Source organism: Pseudomonas sp. LB3P14 (genome assembly GCF_054898045.1).
This window is the reverse complement of sequence record NZ_CM142714.1, coordinates 4,548,456-4,570,947: the sequence shown is the minus strand read 5'-3', so window position 1 is coordinate 4,570,947 and position 22,492 is coordinate 4,548,456. Positions and strand designations below refer to the sequence as shown.

Here is a 22,492-nt window from a genome sequence, read left to right as displayed (position 1 = left end):
ATCCGGTTTAGGCAGGCGCTCATTCTAGCGCCGACGGCCAGTGATGCGCACCCAGCCATCGCGATTGGCGATCGGGTCCAGATCGAAGTCCTGAGCGTAGGCTTTGGCGACTTCTTCACCTTGCTCGGCGAGGATGCCCGACAGCGCCAGGCGGCCGCCCGGCCTGACCAGGCTGGACAATTGCGGCGCCAGGGAAACCAGCGGGCCGGCAAGAATGTTGGCCACCAGCACGTCGGCCTGAACCTGCGGCAGATCTTCCGGCAGATAAAGTGGGAAGAGCGCTTCGGCAATGTTGTTGCGCCCGGCGTTATCGCGGGAGGCTTCCAGGGCTTGCACGTCGATATCGGTACCGACAGCTTCCTTGGCGCCCAGCAGCAGGGCAGCAATCGCCAGAATCCCCGAGCCACAGCCGAAGTCCAGCACGTTGCAGTCTTTCAGGTCCTGACCGTCGAGCCATTCCAGGCACAGTGCGGTAGTCGGGTGAGTGCCGGTGCCGAACGCCAGGCCCGGATCCAACAGCAGGTTTACGGCGTCAGGCTCGGGTGCGGCGTGCCAGCTTGGGACGATCCACAGGCGCTGACCGAAACGCATCGGCTGGAAACCGTCCATCCAGCTGCGTTCCCAGTCCTGGTCTTCGATGACTTCGCTGTGATGCTCGGGCAGCGGGCTGCCGGTCAGCAACTCAAGGTGGGCCAGTACGCTGGCGGCTTCGGTGCCGCCTTCGAACAGGGCCAGCAGGTGCGTGTGGGACCACAGCGGCGTAGTGTTGAGTTCCGGCTCGAAGATCGGTTGATCTTCGGCGTCCATGAAGGTCACCGATACGGCGCCCACTTCAAGGAAAGCGTCTTCGTAGGTTTCGGCTTGTTCTGGGCTGATGGCGAGACGGACTTGCAGCCAAGGCATGGCGGGCACCTTTGAAAAATGTTGATTGCAGCCTAGCGGGCTGCGAGAAGCGCGCAAGTTTACGCGAGCGCGGAGGTTTTGTGGGAGCGAGCTTGCTCGCGTTCACAGTATGAAACCTTCAGAAACAACAAAGCCGCTCGAAAGCGGCTTTGTTGGTCTGGATCACATCTTAATGCGGGTTCTTTGCATTATTGGCTTTGAGCCATTGCAGGCCTTTGTTCGTTAGGCGATAGCGTTGCAGACGGCTGTTCGGTTGTTCGGGCAGCGTCATTTCCAAGACCTCGGCAGCGATGGCCGGCAGTATGTAAGCCTTACGGAAGTGGTCGGCGTTTTTCAGGCTCATGGCGGTTTGCAGTTCTTGTCTGCTCATATCGCCAGCAACGACCTTCAAAAGCGCAGCGACTTCCATGGCGACTTCCATGGTGACTTCCATGGTGACTTCCGTAGTCTTTGCGTCGGTGGTTTGCGATTGAGGATGTGCGGGCAACCGCACGACGTACGAGATCCGGTCGTCGTCGGTTTCAAAGAGCGGCGCGGGCGAACCATTGGCAGCCATGACCTTGAGGATTTTCGGGATCCCAGTCGACCGGCCTTCGGTCAGGTCCAGTTCTTTCAGGAACTCCCCAATTCGCCGGTTACGGTAGCGGCGGCTCACGGCACGACCGGCTCGAAGGTCTTCGAGGCGGATTGAGCGATCAGGTCCAGGGAAGCTCAAAATCACAAGCTCTTCCTGACTGATGCGGACCTCAATCGGTTCGCGCTCTTCGTAGGAACGGTGATACACGGCGTTGACCAATGCCTCTTCAACTGCCGCATAGGGGAAGTTCCAAACCCTTGTAGCTTCGGCGCGGTCAGTGTGTTTGATAACTGTTTGATGCAGGTAATTACGCTGGATATAGGCCAGAGCCTCACGGGTTATGGTTGCCAGAGGGCCTTTGAAGATTTTTTCGTCAAAGCGGTCGCCGCCAGCACCTTCAGGAAACCACAGCACATCAATCTGCGTGCCGGGAAAGAACAGTTCCGGGGTGTTACTGAAGAACATCAGGCCCACGTTCTTGGGCCACGGTGATTCGGTTGGGCCGCCCACGACGTTCATTTGTCGGCCCAGTGCCTCAATAGAAAGGTTGTCAGCGTCTTCCGCGAGGGCGCTGCCAATTTCTTGCAGGAAGTTTTGCATCAACGCTTTGGACAGGTCGCTGACATGGGCTTTCTGGTGGAAGCGATCATCGAAAGGCACTTTGGCAGCAAGCCCCAAGAGTTCCTGTTCGACTTCTCCCTTGGCTTCTACTGTGCTGCTGTAGCGGCGGATGTAGTAATGCAGGCTCCGATGTTTGGCTGTCACCGCTGCCGGGGCTTTGTACGGGCGATTCTGCCCGCCTGGTGCCCACAAAACGATCAGCTTGCGGCCTTCAACTTCTTCCATGCTCAGTACTGGAAAATAGGCGGGTTGAATCGATTGGCAAGCTGCCAACAGTTCAAGTTGGATCTTGTCGAGCGCCTGATCGGCAAGACCTGACGGAGGAAAAACCGGCTGACCGTTGGCGTCGCAATCTTGCCCAATCACCACATACCCACCGCCCAGGTTTTCAAAGTCATTGGCGAAGGCGCAGAGCGTGCGAATGATCGGATCGGGATTCCAGCCCGTTTTGTATTCGATTCGCTCGCCCTCGACAGTCCGCTGGCGCAGCAGGTCGTTAAGGTTTATTGGCAGTTTTTCAGGCATGGGCGGGCTCTGGTTCGTCGGCGTTGCGCTGATTTGAGGGCGATTATAGCCAGCCCGGACAGGCCAGTGCCTGTCAGTTAAGCCTCACAGGGGAGTGGATGAAACCTTCAGAAACAACAAAGCCGCTCGAAAGCGGCTTTGTTGGTCTGGATCACATCTTAATGCTGGCCAGCCAGCTTGTGTTCCAGGTAGTGGATGTTGACTCCACCTTTGCAGAAGCCTTCATCGCGGACCAGATCGCGGTGCAGCGGAATGTTGGTCTTGATCCCGTCGACAACGATTTCGTCCAGCGCATTGCGCATGCGCGCCAGGGCTTCGTCACGGGTTGCGCCGTAGGTGATCAGCTTGCCGATCAACGAATCGTAGTTCGGCGGAACGGCATAGCCACTGTACAGGTGCGAATCGACGCGAACGCCGTTGCCGCCTGGGGCGTGGAAATGCTTGACCGTGCCCGGGCTCGGCATGAAGGTTTTCGGGTCTTCGGCGTTGATCCGGCATTCCAGCGCGTGACCGCGGATAACCACGTCATCCTGGGTGTACGACAGCTTGTTGCCAGCGGCGATGCTGAGCATCTCCTTGACGATGTCGATGCCCGTAACCATTTCCGATACCGGGTGCTCAACCTGAACGCGGGTGTTCATTTCGATGAAATAGAACGCGCCGTTCTCGTACAGGAACTCGAAAGTGCCCGCGCCACGGTAGTTGATGTCGATGCAGGCCTTGACGCAGCGTGCGAGGACTTCAGCGCGTGCTTTCTCGTCGATGCCCGGTGCCGGCGCTTCTTCGAGAACCTTCTGGTGGCGACGCTGCAGCGAGCAATCGCGGTCGCCCAGATGGATGGCGTGGCCCTGGCCGTCGGAAAGTACCTGAACTTCCACGTGACGTGGGTTGGTCAGGAATTTTTCCAGATAGACCATCGGGTTGCCGAACGCCGCGCCCGCTTCGGTGCGGGTCAGTTTTGCGAAGGAGATCAGGTCTTCTTCTTTATGCACGACGCGCATGCCGCGACCACCACCGCCGCCAGCGGCTTTGATGATCACCGGGTAACCGACTTCGCGACCGATGCGCAGAGCGGTTTCTTCGTCTTCAGGCAATGGGCCGTCGGAACCCGGAACGGTTGGAACACCCGCAGCGATCATGGCGTGCTTGGCCGATACCTTGTCGCCCATCAGGCGAATGGTGTCGGCTTTCGGGCCGATGAACGCGAAGCCGGATTTCTCGACCTGTTCAGCGAAATCAGCGTTTTCCGCAAGGAAACCGTAGCCTGGGTGAATGGCGGTAGCGCCGGTCACTTCAGCCGCAGCGATGATTGCCGGGATGTGCAGATAAGAGTGCGCGGCCGAAGCCGGGCCGATGCAGACGGATTCGTCTGCCAGACCCAGGTGCATCAGCTCTTTGTCGGCCTTGGAGTAAACGGCGACAGTCTTGATGCCCATCTCTTTGCAGGCACGCAGAATCCGCAGGGCGATCTCACCGCGGTTGGCGATCAGAACTTTTTCCAACTTCGCAGTCATCAAAGTCTCTCCGCGGTTCAAACGATGGTGAACAGCGGTTGGTCGTACTCAACCGGCTGGCCGTCTTCGACGAGGATAGATTCGATCACACCGCTGCTTTCAGCTTCGATGTGGTTCATCATCTTCATGGCTTCGACGATGCACAGGGTGTCGCCTTTCTTCACGGTCTGGCCGACTTCAGCGAAGGACGGCGAGGATGGCGAAGACTTGCGATAGAAGGTACCGACCATAGGCGAGCGGGCAACGGCGCCGTTCAGAACTGGCGCGGCTGGAGCAGCAGGAGCGGCAGCGGCAACCGGGGCAGCAGCAACAGGCGCCGGCGCCGGAGCATGCATTGGAGCTGGTGCGTAGTACTGCTGAGCCGGAGTCTTGCTGTGACGGCTGATGCGTACGGACTCTTCGCCTTCCTTGATCTCGAGCTCGTCGATGCCAGACTCTTCCAGCAATTCGATCAGTTTCTTAACTTTACGGATATCCATGAATCATCAACTCCCAAGGGTCGGTCAGGGGCGTAACGCTTGTTGTTCAAGCTGTTGCCTGTCTTTCAAGCTGCTCTAGGGCGGCCTCCAGGGCCAGTCGATAACCGCTGGCGCCAAGGCCGCAGATCACTCCCACCGCTACATCGGAGAAGTAAGAGTGATGGCGGAAAGGTTCGCGTTTGTGCACGTTAGACAAATGCACTTCGATGAATGGGATGCTCACCGCCAGCAGCGCGTCACGTAATGCGACACTTGTGTGCGTAAAAGCTGCTGGGTTGATCAGAATGAAGTCCACACCTTCGCTGCGGGCAGCGTGGATGCGGTCGATCAATTCGTACTCGGCGTTGCTTTGCAGGTGCAGCAAATGGTGGCCGGCTTCACGGGCACGGCGTTCCAGGTCCTGGTTGATTTGCGCCAGTGTCGTAGCGCCGTAAGTGCCCGGTTCACGGGTGCCGAGCATGTTCAGGTTGGGTCCGTGCAGAACCAGTAACGTCGCCATCTGCTGTTCCTTGTTATCTGTGAGCAATTGTCAGAACTCGGCGACTATGCCGCAAAGCCTTTGTGACTGTCCAGTTCTATGCAATAGCCAGCACGATGGCCGATGTTTGCGCGAAATATGTGACCGGGTTATTAAATCCGGTCATTTGCCTTCGCGACACGTTCGGCGAAGTCCCTGGCATTGATCTCGCCGATTACCCGCACATCGGCGCGTTCGACGCCGTCCTTGCCGAAAAACATCAGCGCGGGCGGGCCGAACAGTTTGTAGCGGTCGAGCAGGGCGCGTTGCTCGGCGTTGCTGGCGGTGAGGTCGAAGCGGATCAGTCGATAGCCTTTGAGACGTTCGACGACCTTAGCGTCGTTGAGCACTTCGTGTTCGATGACTTTGCAGCTGATGCACCAGTCGGCGTACCAGTCGAGCAGCAGCGGGGTGCCTGAAGATTTGGCTTCGGTGAGGACGCGGTCCAGGTCTGCCGGAGTGCTGATGGTTTGCCAGGCGCTGGTGTTTTGCAATTGCTCGGTGCCCGTGGTGATGCGTGGCTGGCCAATCGGATTGAGCGGATCGGTCTGGCCGCTGAATGCGCCGTACCAGCAGGCCAGCGCGTAAAACAGCAGGAACATCCCGAGCAATTGGCCGAGGCGTTTTCTCGGCGACTTGTAGACGAATTCCAACGCGCCCATGAACAACCCGACACCACCGGCCAGCAAGCCGATCAGCAGCAAAGTGATCTGGCCCGGCAGTACGCGACTGAGCAAACCGATCGCCAGCCCCAGCAACAAAACGCCAATCGCGTTTTTCACATAAATCATCCAGGGTCCGCTTTTCGGTAGCCAGGCGGCGCCACCGGTGGCGACCAGCAACAGCGGTGTGCCCATGCCGAGACCGAGCATGAACAATTTCAGACCGCCGCCCAATGCATCGCCGCTGGCGCTGATGTACAGCAGCGCACCGGCCAGTGGCGCCGAGACACAGGGCGAAACCAGCAGGCTGGAAACCACACCCAGCACGGCGGCGCCCCACAACGAACCGCCTTCGGTGCGACCGGCGATTCGGTCCAGGCGACTGCTGATGGCGTGCGGCAGCTTGAGTTCGAAGACGCCAAACATTGCCAAGGCAAACAGCGCAAAAAACATCGCGAACGGCACCAGCACCCACGCCGATTGCAGCCGCGCCTGAAGATTGAGCTGTGCGCCGAACATCCCCATCAATGCGCCGAGCAGAGCGAAGCAGGCGGCCATTGGCAGCACGTAGGCCAGTGACAGGTTGAAGCCGCGCAAACCACCCACTTGACCGCGCAACACCACGCCAGACAGGATCGGCAGCATCGGCAGCACACACGGTGTGAACGTCAGGCCCAGGCCTGCGAGGAAAAACAGCGCCAGTTCGCGCCAACTCCAGGCGGGTGTCGCGCCTGCGCTGCCATCAATACTCAGTCGCTCGGTTTCGGGTGGATAACACAGCCCTTTATCGGCGCAGCCCTGATAAGTTACCGCCAGCGTGAACGCTCGTTGATCGGTGCGCGGTAGCTCTACATCGAGAATTCCGTGGTAGACCTCGACATCGCCGAAGTACTCATCGTGTTTCTGTTCGCCCTTGGGCAGTTGCGCGGCGCCCAGGCCAACATCGGTCGGATCAGCGCGAAACTGAAAGCGATGGCGATAGAGGTAGTAACCCTCTGTAGCGATGAAACGCAGCTTGATTGATTGCGGAGTGCTTTCTACCAGGCTCAGCTGAAAGGCTTCACGCACCGGTAGGAAGTCGGCGCTGTTGTTGATCGAGCCCAACGTCGAACTGGGCCGACTGTCCAGCAACCCGGCGGCGGTGGCCGGCAGGGCGAACACTAAAAACAGCAGGCAGAGCAAACGGCGCATGACAATCTCGCGTATCGAAAGTGAGGGCATGATAGCGGACGGTGGAAGGGTATGCAGGTCCGTGAGACTGATCGTTCCCACGCTCTGCGTGGGAATACCTCAATGGACGCTCTGCGTCCGCTTTTGGGACGCTCTGCGTCCCGGGCTGCATTCCCACGCAGAGCGTGGGAACGATCATTAGGTAAGAGAAACTATCAGACGCGGAAGGCTTGGACGGCTGTGTGAAGTCGTCCACCCAACACCAACAAATTCTCCCCTTGCACGCGTCCCTCACCAATCCTCAGCAAGTTATCCCCACCCAATTGGTGAATCCGTTCGCTGTGATCGCGGATTTCGCTGACGGCACCGCTCTGCTGGGCGGTGATATCGGCGATGCGCACGGCGGTGTCGGAAATGGTCTGGATCGCCCCGACGATTTTATCCAGCGCGCCGTCGGCGGCCTGGGCCTGATTGGCAGTGGCTTCAGCGTGTTCAACCTGGGCGCGCATGCCTTCCACTGATTGTCGTGCGGCGGTTTGCAGTCCCGCGATCAATGTCTGGATCTCTGCGGTGGCGCCGGCGGTGCGTTGCGCCAGTGAGCGAACCTCTTCAGCCACCACCGCAAACCCTCGACCCATTTCCCCGGCGCGGGCCGCTTCGATGGCGGCGTTCAGCGCCAGCAGGTTGGTCTGGTCGGCAATCGAACGGATCACCGTCAGCACGCCGCCAATGGTCGCCGACTCCTCGGCCAAGTGCTCGATCATTTGTGCATTGCCTTGCACTTCACCCACCAACGCATGCAACCCGGTGAGGCTCAAACCGATGACTTTCTGGCCATGCTCCACCGCCAGTCCGGCATGGCGGCTGGCGTCGGCAGCTTGGCTGGCATCGCCGGCAACCTGTTGAATGGTCGCTTCCAGTTCTCCGAGGGAATCGCGGATCAGCGCCGTGTCGCCGGCCTGATGTTCGGCACCGCTGTGCAGGTCATTGCTCAACTCGGCCAGGGTTCGGCTGCTACCGGCGACCTGTTCGGCATTGAGACGAATGGTCCCCACCAAGTCGACCAGATAGGCACGCAAGCGATTGAGCGAAGCTTGAATGTCATGCAGCTCGCGATTGGTCGCGCCCAATTCAATGTCCCGGCTGAAGTCGCCCTCGGCCCAGGTCGACAGGGCCGGCGCGAGGTTGGTCAGGGTTCGGGCCAAGCGTCGTTGCAGGGTGTCGATGAGCAATGCAATCAACAGGATCAGCCCGATCATCACCCCTTGCATCAGCCGCACTTCGCCCTGGATCTGTCCGTGCTGGGCGCGAACCACCGGCTCCAGCCCGGCGATGGCCTGCTGCACGGCGGCGATTTTCAGGTGAGTGGCGGCGCTGAGGTCGGCGCGTTTCTGGATCTGGTCGCGTGTGCGTGCCAGTTCGGCCGGGTAGCGAGTGAGGAGGCTGTTCAGTTCACGTTTGAGGCCGACGCCAGCATCCTCTGCAACGGCCTTTTCGGAGTTCTCCAGGCCCATCATCGCCGCGAAATCATCCGTGTTCGACTCACTTTTGCTCGTCACGCCCAGCAGCGGCAAGGCGTCCAGAAACTCAGCCTGGGTGCGAATGTTGCTGACTTCACGCTCGACATCGGCGGCCAGTTCGCTACGGCCGCTACTGACCAGTTTGTCCCGGGCCAGAGACAGTTTGCCCAAGTGCTGGGAAGCCGCGAGCAGCGGCGTCAGATACGCCGCGTTAGCGCTGGCGTATTGGCTGAGTTGATCGAGGCTGGCACCGAGTTCGCGTTCGGCTTGCAGCAACAGCGCTTGCGGATCACCGGCCAGCTTGCCGGCCGCCAGTAGGTCGGTTTTGCTGAACTCTTCCAGGTTCGACAGGCTCGGGCGCAAGGTGTCGGCCAATGCCGGCGGCAACTCGCCGAGTTCCTTTTGCAGGCCGTCGATGGCCTGGCTGGCGCTGCTCAGGCGCAGGGCATCGCCGCTGGCAAGATAGTCCTCGATGTTACGCGCGACTTCATTTTGAAATTGCTGGGACAAGCCCAGGTAACGCTCCATCAATAAATAGGGGCGCTCCAGGGCCTTTTGCGACCACCAAAGTGTGGCGCCAAGGGCCACGCATACGGCGACTAAAAGGAGGGTATTGAGATTGGTCAGCAGCTTCAGGCGCATGGCGGGTCTACCAACGGCAGAATGGTAAGCGCCTGAAGTTATTGCGTTTCTGTTACAGGGTTATGACTGAATGGGTCGATTCGGATGAAAGGGTGGCACTTTGCTTTGACGTCCGCGCGGCCTGAACGCGGTTGCGTCCGGCGTCCTTCGCGCGGTACAGCGCTTCGTCTGCCTGGCTGGCCATCATCAGGCTGTCGGAGTTTTCGCACAGTTCCACCACCCCGGCGCTGAACGTGCACCAGAGGTCCTGCGGTTGGGCAGGGTAGTGAATCTCGGCAAAGCGCCGACGGATCTCGTCGAGCACTTTGTGGGCCGATTCGAGATCGGTGTCCGGCATGACGATGGCGAATTCTTCACCACCGTAGCGGCCGATGAAATCGGTCTTGCGCAAGCGTTGCTTGAGAAACAGCGCCAGGCTCTTGATCACCCGATCGCCCATGGGGTGGCCGTGGCTGTCGTTGACCCGCTTGAAGTGATCGATGTCGAGCATCGCAAAGCTCAACGGCTTGCACTCGCGGCGCGCGCGGAAGCTGCAATCTTCGAGCAATTGCAGGATGTGCGTGTGGTTGTACAACCCGGTGAGGCTGTCGCGAACCATCCGCGATTTCAGATTGCGTGCCCGTGCCGCGCGGTTGCGCACGGTAGTGATCAGGTGTCGCGGCTTGATCGGTTTGGTCAGGAAGTCGTCGCCGCCCTCGCTCATGGCGTCCAGCTGCTTGTCCAGATCATCTTCGGCGGACAGGTAAATGATCGGCACGCTGACGTAACGGTCGTTATGACGGATCACCTTGGCCAATTCAGTACCCGTGCAGGCCGGCATGTACATGTCGAGGATGATCAGGTCTGGCTGGAAGTCCGCGAGCTCGGCCATGGCCTGGATCGGCTCGATCAAGGTCCGCGTGACGATCCCGGCACTGTTGAGCAGGCGCTCGGTGTGCAAGGCCTGGGCGCGGGAGTCGTCGATGATCAACACTTTATAAGGTTCGTACTGGGCGACGCAGGTCAGGACTTCAATCTTCTCCAGCAGGCTCGACGCTTCGAGGGTGCCGGTCAGGAATTCCTGGCCACCGGCGCGCACGGCGGCGAGGCGGGTCGGGGTATCGGTTTCGTGCAGGCTGAAGAACAACAATGGCAGCGTGTGGTCGAGGCCTTCCTGTGCTTCGGCGGCCAGTTTCAGGCCGATGCCGGGGCCGTTGAAGTCCACGTCCATGACGATCGCTGCAGGCAAGCGCTCGACCATTGAGTTTCGGAACGCCGAAACGCTGTCGAGGGCTTGAGCGCTGAGCCCAAAAAATTCCAGCTGCTTGGCCAGACGCTCGGCGCGGTCGTAATCCTGCAGCATCACGTAGATCGGCTTGCGCAGGGGCGGCAGAAAGGTTTGGTCCAGCTGATCGCCATGGCGCAGGCCGGTGCGTGACAGGCGCTGCATCAAACGATTGAGATCAGTGATCAGTCCGCTGCTCAGACGTCCGCGATTGGCGTCGACAGCCTCCAGCGACTGACCAATGTGGCGCGCCAGCTGGGTGTGTTCAGGTTGTTCGAAGCGCTCGGCGAAACGCAGCAGGCGCAGATTGGCCTCGCTCAGTTCCGATAAGTCGGTGGTGGACCACTCGCTGAATTGCAGGCGCTGCCATATCTCAAGAATTTGACGTGCCTGATGAATTACCCGCTGGGCAAAGTGGTGCTTGAGGCGCTCACGGCTGGGGTCTTCTGGCTCGGTCATATCCTGACTACTAGTTAGGGTGCATGCTGAGATCGACTGGTGGCTCTATGCTAGCACCTCTTTTCGATCGCATGAGTGTCGTACGTCAATTAACTGCAAAGCGACGTTATTCAGTTTATGACCGACTGGTCGAATAGGCTCGGCGCTGTGCTTCATTTATAGTGGCCCTCGATCGTGGTCATTGTGCGGTAGCCGTTTCGTGCAGGATTAATGCGGCAAACGAGGCACGATGAGATAGGGTTGTGGTCGAACCGATGAACTCAAGTGATTGAAAGGATATCGCCATGCTGGACTGGAAGAACCGCGCGGGCAGCGCGCCTGAACGTACCGCTGAACCGAAATCGGCCACCCGCAGTTACTTGGGTGGCCTGTTGTTCAGCCGGGCGCTGGCCACTCTGATTGCCATTTACTTGTTGGTGGCTATTGCGCTGGGCTGGTACTGGAGCCAGGAACCTGCACTGTTCCCGGTTCAGCAAAATGCCCAGATGGCCGCCGAGAAAGAAGGCAAGCAAATGGTCATCGGCTACACCACGGTCGAAACCCTCAAGACCGTCGCCGGTACTTTGCTGACCAAGCCGGGTGGCTATATTTCCAACGACCGTTTCCCGCCGGGCCTGTGGATGGATAACACGCCGAGCTGGGAATATGGCGTGCTGGTCCAGGTCCGTGACTTGACGCGTGCCTTGCGTAAAGACTTCGCCCGCTCGCAATCGCAATCTGCCGAAGACTCCGATCTGGCCAAGGCCGAGCCGCGTTTCAACTTCGACAATAAGAGCTGGGTGCTGCCGTCCAGTGAGTCCGAGTATCAGGAAGGCATCAATTCTCTGAGCCGCTATCAGGCGCGTCTGTCAGATCCGAGCCAGAAAAGCGCCCTGTTCTATGCCCGCGCCGACAACCTGAACAACTGGCTGGGCGATGTCGGCACCCGTTTGGGTTCGCTGTCGCAACGGCTGTCGGCCAGCGTAGGCCGGGTCAAGCTCAACACCGCACTGAAAACCGAAGTTCCACCGCTGGGTCAGGTGCCGCAGGTTGACGAAGAAATCGTCGAAACCCCGTGGATGCAGATCGACAATGTGTTCTACGAAGCCCGCGGTCAGGCCTGGGCCTTGTCCCACCTGCTGCGTGCCATCGAAGTCGACTTCGCCGACGTGCTGGCGAAGAAGAACGCCACGGTCAGCGTGCGCCAGATCATTCGTGAGCTGGAAGCCTCGCAGGAACCGGTCTGGAGCCCGATGATCCTTAACGGCAGCGGCTTCGGGGTGCTGGCCAACCACTCGCTGGTCATGGCCAATTACATCTCCCGGGCCAACGCCGCAGTGATCGATTTGCGTCAATTGCTCAATCAGGGCTGAGTCATGGTTGATAGCTCCGTCGATAACATGCGGGAGGCCGCCCATCGCGCGGCCTCGGACGCCGAACAGATCGCCTGGGTTGACGAGCAGGACAACCTGCTCGGCGCCCTGGTCCGCTCCGACCTGCGCGAGCGCGGGCTGATCGGCCGCGGCACTTACATCATGCTGTTCAATTCCGCCGGTGAACTTTGCGTGCATCGACGCACGCTGAGCAAAGCCATTTATCCAGGTTTCTGGGACGTGGCGGCGGGGGGCATGGTGCTCGCTACCGAAACCTACGCCGAATCGGCTGCACGTGAACTGGAAGAAGAGCTGGGCGTGAGCGGCGTGGAACTGACTGCCCATGATCACTTTTTCTTCGAAGACACCGGAAATCGGCTCTGGTGTTCGGCGTTTTCGGCGGTGTGGGACGGCCCGTTGATCCTGCAACCCGAAGAAGTCCTTGAAGCGCGCTTTATCCCCGTCGATCAGGTCCTGCTGGAAATCACGCAGAAGCCTTACTGCCCGGACTCTCTGGCCGCGTTGAAGCGGTATCTTCGGGCCCGTGGGTCGGACGTCGCATAAGAGGCATAAATTGGCGCCGATTGGCTCTTAGCAAGTCGGCTTTTTGCCGTTACACTGCGCGACCTTTTCAAGCTGAACCGGCGTTGCTTTTTGTAGGAGCAGAGCTTGCTCGCGAAGAACGCAAGGACGACGCGTACATTCAGACCGCTCGCGTTATCGTTGACGTCCATCGCGAGCAAGCTTCGCTCCTACAAGGTTGTACCGTTTCAGTAGCGCTGCCCCTGCCTGAGTGGGGCTTCGCGGTCGATGGCACCTGCCCAAGTTGCCGCGACCAGTCTTTGTCCTCCCAAGAGGATTGCCGGTGGCCAAAAAAGCCGCATCCTTCGCCGCCCTTGGTGGCTTGGTATTTTCCACCGACGCAGGTCGTCATTGCCCGGATTGCAGTAAACCGGTGGACGCCTGCATCTGCAAACAGACCGTTATCCCGGCCGGCGACGGCATCGCTCGTGTGCGTCGCGAAAGCAAGGGGCGTGGCGGCAAGACGGTGACCACCATCACCGGCGTGCCGTTGCCCGAAGACGCGCTCAAGGACCTGGCCACCACGTTGAAGAAACGTTGCGGGACCGGCGGGGCGTTGAAAGACGGAATCATTGAAATCCAGGGCGATCATGTCGAGCTACTCTTGGCCGAGCTGATCAAACACGGTTTCAAAGCGAAGAAGTCCGGCGGCTAGCAGCCTCTGTGAAAACCACCCTCGGCTTGATCCAGTCCTGACAGCAGGTCTGGCGTCGTCTACATGGTTTTCACAGAGCCTGTTCTGACCGGTTTCTAAACTCACTGCGGTCAGCGAGGTCTATCCCCTCGTTGACGAACCGTCATTTTCATTCTTTAGACTGCGCCGGCCTGAACCCAGGCGACGCTCTATGACTTCTTTATAGGGGACTTCAATGTCCGTACGACGCACACGCAAAGACGATGGCAGCCAATGGACAGTTGCGGACAGCCGCAGTGTTTACGGGATTCGCCATTGGGGGGCCGGGTATTTCGCGATCAATGACGCCGGTCGCGTCGAGGTTCGTCCGAACGGTCCGACCAGTTCGCCTATCGACCTGTTCGAGCAAGTTGACCAGCTGCGCAAAAGCGGCCTGTCCTTGCCGTTGCTGGTGCGTTTCCCTGACATTCTGCAAGACCGCGTGCGTCAGCTGACCGGCGCGTTCGACGCCAATATCGAGCGTCTGGAATACCAGAGCAAGTACACCGCGCTGTACCCGATCAAGGTGAACCAGCAAGAAGCGGTGATCGAGAACATCATTGCGACCCAAGACGTGTCCATCGGCCTGGAGGCCGGCTCCAAGCCTGAACTGCTGGCCGTGCTGGCGCTGGCGCCGAAGGGCGGTACCATCGTCTGCAACGGTTACAAGGACCGCGAGTTCATTCGTCTGGCGCTGATGGGCCAGAAGCTCGGCCACAACGTGTTCATCGTGATCGAGAAAGAGTCCGAAGTTGAGCTCGTGATCGAAGAAGCCGCCTCGCTCAAGGTCAAGCCTCAGGTTGGCCTGCGCGTGCGTCTGTCGTCCCTGGCGTCGAGCAAGTGGGCCGACACCGGCGGCGAGAAATCCAAGTTCGGTCTGTCGGCAGCGCAATTGCTGTCGGTGGTCGAGCGTTTCCGCGTAGCTGGCCTGGATCAGGGCATTCGCCTGCTGCACTTCCACATGGGCTCGCAGATCGCCAACCTGGCGGACTACCAACACGGCTTCAAGGAAGCGATTCGCTACTACGGCGAACTGCGCAACCTCGGCCTGCCGGTTGACCACATCGACGTCGGCGGCGGCCTGGGCGTGGACTACGACGGTACTCACTCGCGCAACGCCAGCTCGATCAACTACGACATGGACGATTACGCCGGTGTCGTGGTCGGGATGCTCAAGGAATTCTGCGACGCGCAGAACCTGCCGCACCCGAACATCTTCTCCGAAAGCGGCCGTTCCCTGACCGCTCACCACGCCATGCTGGTGGTGCAAGTCACCGACGTTGAGAAACACAACGACGACGTGCCGCAGATCGAGAACAAGGAAGAACTGCCGGAAACCGTGCAGTGGCTGGTTGACCTGCTGGGCCCGACCGACATCGAGATGGTCACCGAGACTTACTGGCGCGCCACTCACTACATGAGCGACGTGGCGACCCAATACGCCGATGGCAAGCTGACCCTGGCTGAAAAAGCCCTGGCCGAGCAATGCTACTTTGCCGTGTGCCGTCGCCTGCACAATTCGTTGAAGGCCCGTCAGCGTTCCCACCGTCAGGTGCTCGATGAACTCAACGACAAGCTGGCCGACAAGTACATCTGCAACTTCTCGGTATTCCAGAGCCTGCCGGACACCTGGGCCATTGGTCAGGTGCTACCGATCCTGCCGCTGCACCGTCTCGACGAAGAGCCGTTGCGCCGTGCCGTGCTGCAAGATTTGACCTGCGACTCCGACGGCAAGATCAAGCAATACGTCGACGAGCAGAGCATCGAAACCAGTCTGCCGGTTCACGGTTTGAACGAAGGCGAAGACTACCTGCTGGGTATCTTCCTGGTTGGCGCCTACCAGGAAATCCTCGGCGACATGCACAACCTGTTCGGTGACACCGATTCGGTGAACATCTACCAGAACGCCGACGGCAGCGTGTACCACGCGGGTATTGAAACCCACGACACCATCGAAGACATGCTGCGTTACGTGCACTTGTCGCCGGAAGAGCTGATGACCCACTACCGCGACAAATGCGCCAGTGCGCGCATCACCGCCGCCGAGCGCACCCAGTTCCTCGATGCTCTGCGCCTGGGCCTGACCCGTTCGTCTTACCTGTCTTCTTGAGGTAAGGCACCGCTCTCATCAGGTTGTCTGAAAATGTACCGCGCGCGGCAGACATTTCAGATGACCTGGTGGGATGCCTCCCTGTTTTTAGGCGAAATGACTCACATCCCGGGCTTTCCAAGCGATGTGGTCTTCTTTTCGCGTAGGTCATTTCCTAAGTTGTACTTCGGCACTCTACTCGGCCAACTCTCTCGGAGAGAATCGCCTGCCGCCCCTCCTGTAGAGAATCGCCGATGTTCGATCCAGTCAACGAGCCGTCATTTCGTCTGGATGTAGAGGGTCTGCCCGACCCCTTTGAGGTCTTGGCGTTTACCGGTCGAGAAGCCATCAGCGAGCCTTTTGTGTTCGACGTGGATCTGCTCATCGATGACCTGACACTCGACCTTGCAAGCCTGCTGTACCGCCCGGCCTTTTTGCACGTCGGGCCTGCGGGAAACGGCTTCCACGGACAATTGCATGAACTCGTCCAGCATGACCATGACCCGGTTGCCAGGCTCTGCCGCATACGTCTGAGGCCGAAGCTGGCTTGCCTTTCCCTGCGCTTCAGTCAGCGAATCTTCAGCGCGCGTTCGGTACCGCAAATCCTTGATCAGGTGCTCAAGGAACACGGCATTGCCGGCAAGGATCGGCGTTTCGAGCTGAGTGGCGATTACCCACCCCGTGATTTTTGTACGCAGTACCGGGAATCGGATCTGCAATTTCTCCAGCGCTTGTGTGCCCAGGAACAGCTTCATTACCACTTCGAACACCGTGCGAACGCGAGCTGCGTGGTTTTCGGTGAGGGGCAGGGGCATTTTCGCCTCGGTGAAAATGCACGCTTCCAGGTCGAGAGCGAGCAACCGGCAGTGCGCCAGTTCGAGCTTCAGGGCGGGCGACGAACCCCGCAAAATGCCGAAGGTCGTACGGACCTGACGTCGCTGCGCAGCGGTCAGCTGATGTCGTTGTCCGACCATCCGATCGCCGACTGGAATCATCTCTGGCTGCTAACCCATGTCGAGCATCAGGGGAGCCAGGATCCAATGGCCCCCTACAGCAACCAGATCCGCGCAATTCACTGGGAGGTGCCTTTTGTGTCGCCTCACTCTGCAGCGAAACCAACGATGCACAGCCTGCAACGGGCTTGGGTGGTCGACATCGATGAATCGCCGCCCGATGCCTCCAGACCGGTTGCCGTGCAATTTGACTGGCTCTATCAGGGCGAGGGTGCGGCGCCCAGCCACTGTTGGCTGCCGTTGGCCGCTGAACTGGGGGGCGCGGCAGTCACGCCGTTGAGTGAGGGGGCTGAGGTTGTGGTGAGCTTTATCGAGGGTGATCCGGATAAGCCGTTGATCACCGGGTTTATTCACATGCCAAAGCCTGTTCAAGAGGCTAAAACACCCGTCACGACCGATGATTGCCCGCCCATTGAAGGCCTGCAGGGATGGCTGCAATCGGGCGAGCCCTTGATGTTGCTGTGCCTGCTGCCCGGTGGCGGCAGTTTCAGCCATTGCACGCAAACCCTTTGCACCTGCCGGGCGGCGATGCGGTTTGGCCAGAGCGGTGCGGCATGATCGCCGCGACCCCGCAATGGCTATTGCTGGATGTACCGGGTGCGCCACTGGCTCGGACGACACTGCAACAGAAGTTTGCGCATGCCCGGTGGTTCTGGTTGTTCGAAGGCACTGAGTGGCATGCATTGCGTGAACACGGACCGGCCTTGATCGACCTTCGGACATGCCCTGTGCTGGCCAGGTTGTGCCACAGCGAAGCGCCACTCTGGCGAGGCTTGCTGGTCGCCAGTGAGACGTCGTCGTCGCAGTTGCTGGCGCATTTGCGCCGGATGCTCACGGTCACTTTCGACCCGCATCACCGGGCCTTGTTGAGTTATTACAACCCACACACCGCCAGTTACTTTTTTGATGCCTGCGATGCGCTGGAACTGAGCCGCTGGCTGGGTCCGATCAGCCAGTTGCGCTGGTTCGGCGGGACCTGGGCCGACCGCGCAGTCGGCAGTCAGGGCTGGCAGCAGTTGGTCAATCCGGGTCTTGCCGTCAGCCCTTTGGCGGTTGAAGAAAACCTCAGCCCTCGTCATCGGGAAAAACTGCAAACCTGCGTGTTGGAACAGCACACTTGGCACTGGAGCAAATCTACCGGGACCGAATACCACACGCTGTGGTCCCACGTGCAGGAAGGGCTGGCGCTGGGTTTCAGCGAACGTCGGGTGCTCGATGGCTGGTTATGGCTACGCTTGCAGTACCCCGGCGCGCTCCCTGCGCTACCGTTGCCGGGCTTCACCCAACAGGAGCGTCTCGATAACCTGCGCAATCTGTGGCAGAACGATCAGCCCTGAACACGAGGTTCGACATCGATGGCAAGCACACTCCGGTGGCTGTTCAGCCTGGCAATCGGCGGCGTTTTACTCGCCGCGATGACGGCATGTTCGCCACTGAAGTTGCTCAATGTGCTGACCCCCAACGGAACCTTCGACAAGACCGAGGGCATTGCCTATGGCAGTGATCCGCGGCAAAAACTCGATGTGTATGTGCCGCGCCATCCCATGGAAAACGCCCCGGTCGTGGTGTTTTTCTACGGCGGCAGCTGGAACAGCGGTTCACGCAGCGATTACGCTTTTGTCGGCGAGGCGCTGGCGTCTCGGGGGATAGTCGCGGTGCTGGCGGACTATCGGTTGTATCCGCAGGTGCGTTATCCGCTGTTCCTTGAAGATGGCGCCCGGGCTGTGGCCTGGACCCATGAACACATTCGGCAGTATGGCGGTAATCCGCAGCGGTTGTACCTGATGGGCCACAGTTCCGGGGCCTACAACGTCGCGATGCTGGCACTGGACCCCGGGTTACTGGGGGCGGTGGGCTTGTCGCCACACAACCTCAGCGGCTGGATCGGCCTGGCCGGGCCTTATGATTTTCTGCCCATTAAAAATCCGGATGTGCGTCCGGTGTTTTTCTGGCCGGACTCACCGCCGCAGTCGCAGCCGATCAATCACGTCAGTCGCGGCGCGCCGCCGGCCTTGTTGATCGCCGCGAGTGACGATGAACGGGTCAACCCGGCCCGCAATACAGGTGGTCTGGCGCTCAAACTGCGCGAGGCGGGTGTGCCGGTGCAGGATCTGTATTTCTCGCGCACCAGCCACGCCACGCTGGTGGCGACGCTGTCCCGGCCCATGCGCGGTTTGGCTCCGGTGTTGGATGAGGTCACGGCCTTCATCAAAGCCACGCCGACTCAGTGAGCGTTGCCTGCGAACCAGCCGTCGCTTTTGTGCAGATACCAGGCAAACGCGCCAAGCGTCAGGCTGCGCAGCAACATGAACAACAGAAACGTTATCCACAGTCCATGGTTGCCAAAACCTTTCAACGCCCAGGCAAACGGCAGTAACAAAATCACTGTCAGCAGCATGCCGTTGCGCATTTCCCGGGCACGGGTGGCGCCGATAAACAGCCCGTCGAGCAGGTAACTCCCCACCGCGATCAGTGGCAGCGCGGCGAGGTAGGGCAGGTAGATGAACGCTGTGTCGCGCACGCTCTGAATGTTGGTCTGCATCTCGATAAACAGATGCCCGGCGAACAAGAACAGCACGGCAAACCCCAGACTCGCCAGCAACGACCAGCCGCAGGCCACCACCAATGAGCGGCGCAGAGCCTCTCGATCGCGAGCGCCGATGGCATGCCCACAAAGAGCTTCCACGGCGTGGGCCAAACCGTCCAGCGCGTGTGCAGTCAGCAGCAAGCCATTGAGCAGCAACGCGTTGGCAGCGACGGTGGCATCGCCCAGCCGCGCGCCTTGCACGGTGATCAGGAAAAACACCGATTGCAGCGCCAGGCTGCGGATGAAAATGTCGCGGTTGACCGCCAAGAGCGGCCGCCAGCTCTGCCACAACGCCAGCGCGGCCCAGGCGATGTGGCCGGGATAGGCGCGCAGGGCGTTGCGGGTCATCAGAAGGCCGATCAGCGCGCCTGTCCATTCGGCGATCACCGACGCTCGGGCCGCACCGACCACGCCCCAATCCAGCCCGAGGACGAACCACAGGTTCAGCGCGATATTCACCAGGTTGGTGCTGAGCAGAATGGCCAGCGGCGCCCGGGCGTTCTGAGTGCCGAGGAACCAGCCGACCAGCGCATAACTGGCCAGCGCTGCCGGCAGACCGAACAGGCGTGTGTGGAAAAACTCGCGGGTCAGTTGATCCAGCTCCGCCGACGGCTGCATGAAGTGCAGCGCGACGCCGCTCAACGGGACACCCAGTGCTCCCAGGGCAATGGCCAGGCCCATGGCCAACAACAGACCCTGCAGCAAAATCTGCCGCAACGCCGCGCCGTCCCCACGCCCGGCGGCCTGTGCGGCGAACCCGGTGGAGCCCATGCGCAGAAAACCCATGGCCCAGGCGAGAAAGGTATACAGGCTGGCCCCGACCGCGACTGCGCCCAACTGATGAGCGTGGGGCAAGTGGCCGATGACCGTACTGTCGACCAGCGCCACCAGCGGCACGGAAATGTTCGAGAGAATCATGGGGGCAGCGAGCGCCCAGACTCGACGATGGGTAGGGCGGTCGCGCCAGTCGGCGATCAGGTCGGACATGCAGGCTCCTTCGGGGAGCGGGCATTGTAGCGACAGTTTGTGGTGATCGTTCCCATGCTCTGCGTGGGAATGACTCCTGTGACGCTCTGCGTCACGCCGTCAGGGCGCGGAGCGTCCCGGGCTGCATTCCCACGCAGAGCGTGGGAACGATCAGCCAATCAATGGATTATCCAGCTCAACAACCAAAGCCCCAGCAGCAACCAGATAATCCCCATGATGATCGACGCATTCATGAACGCCCGAATCGCCGACCACAACAGCATCAACCCAACAATCAACGCAATGATGCTGATGATCGACGCGTCCATGCCCAGTGCACGGGACAGCCCCTCGACAAAGTTGCTGCCGGCATGGCTCAACAGATTGAACAAACCACTAAGGCCGTCAACGATGAAGCGGATAACCGAACCGAGTGCCTGGCCGAGCCATTCGAAAAAACTTTCTACCTGCATGTCGTGAACGTCCTTGATGAAAGTGGGGGCATGGTTGCCGGACTTGAGCCTTGGGCTATCGATCATGCTGCCGAGTTCCCTGTAGGAGCTGCCGAAGGCTGCGATCTTTTTGAGTATGGCGCAAAGTCTTGAGCACGATGCTGCCCCTTGCCTTCCCCTGTCATCCCCCCGAAGCTATACGCCTTCAGGAGAGCCCGATGAACCTTGTTGAACTGACCGAACGCCTGCACGCCATCCGTGACCGCAATGACTGGCGGCAATTTCACAGCCCGAAAAACCTGGCCATGGCCGCGAGCGTGGAAATGTCCGAGCTGGTGGAGATTTTCCAGTGGCTGACCGAAGACCAGTCGCGCCAGTTGCCGGCGGACAAACTCGCCCATGCCGGGCAGGAAATCGGTGACATCGTGCTCTATCTACTGCTGCTGTGCGGCGAGTTGGGGTTGGACATGAATGAAGTGGTGCGCAGCAAACTCGCGGACAGCGAAAAGAGGTTCAGCTGATGAGCGACCGTCATTTCGATCAGCTGGCGACCCGCTTCGCAGAAAAAATCTATGGCGGTGCCAAAGGTGCGATCCGTCTGGCGGTGCTTCAGGCCGACCTGGCCGAAACCCTGCCAGACCGACCCTTGCGCGTACTGGACATCGGCGCCGGTCTTGGCCACATGTCGTTGTGGCTGGCCCAGCGTGGCCATGAGGTCACGCTGGCCGAGCCCGCCGAGCCGATGCTCGAAGGCGCCCGCCAGCGCTTTGCCGATGCCGGGCAAACAGCAACGTTCATACAGGCGCCGTGGCAGGATCTGCTTGGCCAACTTACCGAACCCTACGACCTGGTGCTGTGCCACGCCGTGCTGGAATGGCTGGCCGAGCCCCACGCGATCCTGCCCGTGCTGCATCAATTGACCAAGCCAGATGGCTGGTTGTCTCTGGCCTTCTACAACCGCGATGCGCTGATCTATCGCAACCTGCTCAAAGGCCATTTCCGCAAGATGCGCAAGAACGACATGGCCGGCGAAAAGCAAAGCCTGACGCCGCAGCAGCCCCTTGATCCACGTGAACTGGCGGCGCAACTTGAGGGCCTGTGGCAGGTCGAAACCCAGAGCGGGGTTCGGGTTTTTCACGATTACATGCCGGTGGAATTCCAGGCCCGCGCCGAACTGGTGGACTTGCTGGAAATGGAACTGGCCCACCGTCGTCACCCAAGTTTTGCCGGGCTTGGGCGCTACTTGCACTGGATCTGTCGGCCGGTCTGATCGGAGCGCGAAATGAACAGTCGTTCGGGGTTATTGGTGATCTGTCTCGGGTTGGCAGCCTGTCAGGGCAGCAATCCTTATGTGGCGTCATCCAACCCCTTGCCCCCCGCGCCGCCTCACGCGGCCAACACCTTTGACCGCAGCGCCTACCCGGCACCGCCGCGCGACTACGGACGTTACCGCAGCTGGGCCTGGCTCAACGGACGCCTGCCGCCGGGCACCGCCTGGGCGGATTCGGCGCAGGTCGCCGAAGCCGTCAGCAATGCCCTCGATCAACGTGGCTTGCGCCCGCTGCACGACAATCGCCCGGCGGACCTGTTTGTCAGCGCCGAGCTGCACCTGGAAACCCGCCTGCGTCAGGTTCAGGACGACTATGGTTATTACGGCGGCGGTTATGGTGGTTACAACCGCTACGGCAGCGGTTACGGCATGTACAACACTGTGCCGATCGTGCGGACTTATCAGGAACAGGTCGTTGTCGTGCGGGTTGATTTGTTTGACGCTCAGAGCGGTCAACCGGTGTGGAGTGCCAGCGCCGAAACCAGCAACCGAGGCAGCCAGAGCGAGCGTGCCGATGCGATACGGGAGGCTGTAGAAAAGGCGATGTCGGCGTATCCTCCCAGTTAGCTTCTGTCGTTAAGAAGCATTGCGCAGG

The 22,492-nt window shown here is 60.0% G+C and carries 20 protein-coding genes; 10 read left to right on the top strand and 10 right to left on the bottom strand.

Translation table 11 applies throughout. From position 1 onward, the window contains the following. Positions 1-24: 24 nt before the first annotated feature. The 8 genes from prmA to gcbA all read right to left on the bottom strand — a co-directional run bounded on the left by prmA (position 25) and on the right by gcbA (position 10,853). Positions 25-903, bottom strand: a complete 879-nt coding sequence (gene prmA, locus ACYZT5_RS21120; protein ID WP_462047244.1) for a 50S ribosomal protein L11 methyltransferase — start codon at positions 901-903, stop codon at positions 25-27. Between the two features lie 169 nt (positions 904-1,072). Next, positions 1,073-2,626, bottom strand: a complete 1,554-nt coding sequence (locus ACYZT5_RS21115; RefSeq protein WP_462047243.1) for a Fic family protein — start codon at positions 2,624-2,626, stop codon at positions 1,073-1,075. A gap of 158 nt (positions 2,627-2,784) precedes the next feature. Further along, positions 2,785-4,140 carry an acetyl-CoA carboxylase biotin carboxylase subunit gene (gene accC / locus ACYZT5_RS21110; RefSeq protein ID WP_462047242.1) on the bottom strand — a complete coding sequence of 452 codons (1,356 nt, stop codon included), beginning with the start codon at positions 4,138-4,140 and terminating at the stop codon, positions 2,785-2,787. Positions 4,141-4,157: 17 nt separating this feature from the next. Continuing rightward, a complete protein-coding gene (accB, locus tag ACYZT5_RS21105; protein WP_462047241.1) occupies positions 4,158-4,619 on the bottom strand; it encodes an acetyl-CoA carboxylase biotin carboxyl carrier protein in 462 nt (153 codons plus the stop codon). 46 nt (positions 4,620-4,665) lie between these two features. Then, complete coding sequence (gene aroQ, locus ACYZT5_RS21100) at positions 4,666-5,118, bottom strand: type II 3-dehydroquinate dehydratase (RefSeq protein WP_017336343.1); 453 nt, start codon at positions 5,116-5,118, stop codon at positions 4,666-4,668. Between the two features lie 131 nt (positions 5,119-5,249). After that, positions 5,250-6,989 (bottom strand): protein-disulfide reductase DsbD, encoded by a 1,740-nt coding sequence (locus ACYZT5_RS21095; protein ID WP_462047240.1) that lies wholly within the window; start codon positions 6,987-6,989, stop codon positions 5,250-5,252. A 194-nt stretch (positions 6,990-7,183) separates the two neighbouring features. Continuing rightward, complete coding sequence (locus tag ACYZT5_RS21090; RefSeq protein WP_462052289.1) at positions 7,184-8,227, bottom strand: methyl-accepting chemotaxis protein; 1,044 nt, start codon at positions 8,225-8,227, stop codon at positions 7,184-7,186. Between the two features lie 955 nt (positions 8,228-9,182). Further along, positions 9,183-10,853, bottom strand: a complete 1,671-nt coding sequence (gcbA, locus tag ACYZT5_RS21085; protein WP_462047239.1) for a diguanylate cyclase GcbA — start codon at positions 10,851-10,853, stop codon at positions 9,183-9,185. Between the two features lie 284 nt (positions 10,854-11,137). Here gcbA and ACYZT5_RS21080 point away from each other — a divergent pair, with 284 nt between their 5' ends. From ACYZT5_RS21080 to ACYZT5_RS21050, 7 genes are all read left to right on the top strand, one after another. Beyond that, positions 11,138-12,205, top strand: a complete 1,068-nt coding sequence (locus ACYZT5_RS21080; protein ID WP_462047238.1) for a DUF2333 family protein — start codon at positions 11,138-11,140, stop codon at positions 12,203-12,205. Positions 12,206-12,208: 3 nt separating this feature from the next. After that, positions 12,209-12,769: an NUDIX hydrolase gene (locus ACYZT5_RS21075; protein ID WP_462047237.1), complete on the top strand. Its 561-nt coding sequence runs from the start codon at positions 12,209-12,211 to the stop codon at positions 12,767-12,769. 301 nt (positions 12,770-13,070) lie between these two features. Further along, positions 13,071-13,442 carry a translation initiation factor Sui1 gene (locus tag ACYZT5_RS21070; RefSeq protein ID WP_462033135.1) on the top strand — a complete coding sequence of 124 codons (372 nt, stop codon included), beginning with the start codon at positions 13,071-13,073 and terminating at the stop codon, positions 13,440-13,442. A gap of 214 nt (positions 13,443-13,656) precedes the next feature. Further along, entirely contained in the window at positions 13,657-15,570 is a 1,914-nt protein-coding gene (speA, locus tag ACYZT5_RS21065) for an arginine decarboxylase (RefSeq protein WP_462047236.1), read from the top strand. 233 nt (positions 15,571-15,803) lie between these two features. Then, positions 15,804-17,120 (top strand): contractile injection system protein, VgrG/Pvc8 family, encoded by a 1,317-nt coding sequence (locus ACYZT5_RS21060; protein ID WP_462047235.1) that lies wholly within the window; start codon positions 15,804-15,806, stop codon positions 17,118-17,120. Then, positions 17,117-17,899 carry a DUF4123 domain-containing protein gene (locus ACYZT5_RS21055; RefSeq protein ID WP_462047234.1) on the top strand — a complete coding sequence of 261 codons (783 nt, stop codon included), beginning with the start codon at positions 17,117-17,119 and terminating at the stop codon, positions 17,897-17,899. Before ACYZT5_RS21060 ends, ACYZT5_RS21055 begins: the two co-directional genes overlap by 4 nt. Before the next feature lie 18 nt (positions 17,900-17,917). Next, positions 17,918-18,793 carry an alpha/beta hydrolase gene (locus ACYZT5_RS21050; protein ID WP_462047233.1) on the top strand — a complete coding sequence of 292 codons (876 nt, stop codon included), beginning with the start codon at positions 17,918-17,920 and terminating at the stop codon, positions 18,791-18,793. Here the strand turns inward: ACYZT5_RS21050 and ACYZT5_RS21045 are convergent. Further along, positions 18,787-20,136 carry an MATE family efflux transporter gene (locus tag ACYZT5_RS21045; protein WP_462047232.1) on the bottom strand — a complete coding sequence of 450 codons (1,350 nt, stop codon included), beginning with the start codon at positions 20,134-20,136 and terminating at the stop codon, positions 18,787-18,789. The genes ACYZT5_RS21050 and ACYZT5_RS21045 overlap by 7 nt on opposite strands. 158 nt (positions 20,137-20,294) lie before the next feature. Continuing rightward, complete coding sequence (locus ACYZT5_RS21040; protein ID WP_462052288.1) at positions 20,295-20,588, bottom strand: hypothetical protein; 294 nt, start codon at positions 20,586-20,588, stop codon at positions 20,295-20,297. Between the two features lie 197 nt (positions 20,589-20,785). On the opposite strand from ACYZT5_RS21040, the gene ACYZT5_RS21035 reads away from it, so the two are divergent. Genes ACYZT5_RS21035 through ACYZT5_RS21025 form a run of 3 tightly spaced genes read left to right on the top strand, consistent with a single transcriptional unit; the run spans position 20,786 to position 22,464 of the window. Then, positions 20,786-21,088 (top strand): MazG-like family protein, encoded by a 303-nt coding sequence (locus ACYZT5_RS21035; RefSeq protein WP_109627796.1) that lies wholly within the window; start codon positions 20,786-20,788, stop codon positions 21,086-21,088. After that, a complete protein-coding gene (locus tag ACYZT5_RS21030; RefSeq protein WP_033059558.1) occupies positions 21,088-21,837 on the top strand; it encodes a methyltransferase in 750 nt (249 codons plus the stop codon). The genes ACYZT5_RS21035 and ACYZT5_RS21030 overlap by 1 nt, the downstream gene beginning before the upstream one ends. 12 nt (positions 21,838-21,849) lie before the next feature. Next, on the top strand, positions 21,850-22,464 hold the full coding sequence (locus ACYZT5_RS21025; RefSeq protein WP_462047231.1) for a DUF4136 domain-containing protein: 615 nt from the start codon (positions 21,850-21,852) through the stop codon (positions 22,462-22,464). Positions 22,465-22,492 lie beyond the last annotated feature (28 nt).

Coding starts and splice junctions, on each gene's coding strand:
- accC (WP_462047242.1), bottom strand. CDS start 4,140: ATGACTGCGAAGTTGGAAAAAGTTCTGATCGCCAACCGCGGTGAGATC.
- aroQ (WP_017336343.1), bottom strand. CDS start 5,118: ATGGCGACGTTACTGGTTCTGCACGGACCCAACCTGAACATGCTCGGC.
- ACYZT5_RS21115 (WP_462047243.1), bottom strand. CDS start 2,626: ATGCCTGAAAAACTGCCAATAAACCTTAACGACCTGCTGCGCCAGCGG.
- ACYZT5_RS21035 (WP_109627796.1), top strand. CDS start 20,786: ATGAACCTTGTTGAACTGACCGAACGCCTGCACGCCATCCGTGACCGC.
- ACYZT5_RS21045 (WP_462047232.1), bottom strand. CDS start 20,136: ATGTCCGACCTGATCGCCGACTGGCGCGACCGCCCTACCCATCGTCGA.
- ACYZT5_RS21080 (WP_462047238.1), top strand. CDS start 11,138: ATGCTGGACTGGAAGAACCGCGCGGGCAGCGCGCCTGAACGTACCGCT.
- ACYZT5_RS21055 (WP_462047234.1), top strand. CDS start 17,117: ATGATCGCCGCGACCCCGCAATGGCTATTGCTGGATGTACCGGGTGCG.
- ACYZT5_RS21040 (WP_462052288.1), bottom strand. CDS start 20,588: ATGCAGGTAGAAAGTTTTTTCGAATGGCTCGGCCAGGCACTCGGTTCG.
- speA (WP_462047236.1), top strand. CDS start 13,657: ATGTCCGTACGACGCACACGCAAAGACGATGGCAGCCAATGGACAGTT.
- ACYZT5_RS21090 (WP_462052289.1), bottom strand. CDS start 8,227: ATGATCGGGCTGATCCTGTTGATTGCATTGCTCATCGACACCCTGCAA.
- ACYZT5_RS21025 (WP_462047231.1), top strand. CDS start 21,850: ATGAACAGTCGTTCGGGGTTATTGGTGATCTGTCTCGGGTTGGCAGCC.
- prmA (WP_462047244.1), bottom strand. CDS start 903: ATGCCTTGGCTGCAAGTCCGTCTCGCCATCAGCCCAGAACAAGCCGAA.
- ACYZT5_RS21030 (WP_033059558.1), top strand. CDS start 21,088: ATGAGCGACCGTCATTTCGATCAGCTGGCGACCCGCTTCGCAGAAAAA.
- ACYZT5_RS21075 (WP_462047237.1), top strand. CDS start 12,209: ATGGTTGATAGCTCCGTCGATAACATGCGGGAGGCCGCCCATCGCGCG.
- gcbA (WP_462047239.1), bottom strand. CDS start 10,853: ATGACCGAGCCAGAAGACCCCAGCCGTGAGCGCCTCAAGCACCACTTT.
- ACYZT5_RS21095 (WP_462047240.1), bottom strand. CDS start 6,989: ATGCGCCGTTTGCTCTGCCTGCTGTTTTTAGTGTTCGCCCTGCCGGCC.
- ACYZT5_RS21050 (WP_462047233.1), top strand. CDS start 17,918: ATGGCAAGCACACTCCGGTGGCTGTTCAGCCTGGCAATCGGCGGCGTT.
- accB (WP_462047241.1), bottom strand. CDS start 4,619: ATGGATATCCGTAAAGTTAAGAAACTGATCGAATTGCTGGAAGAGTCT.
- ACYZT5_RS21060 (WP_462047235.1), top strand. CDS start 15,804: ATGTTCGATCCAGTCAACGAGCCGTCATTTCGTCTGGATGTAGAGGGT.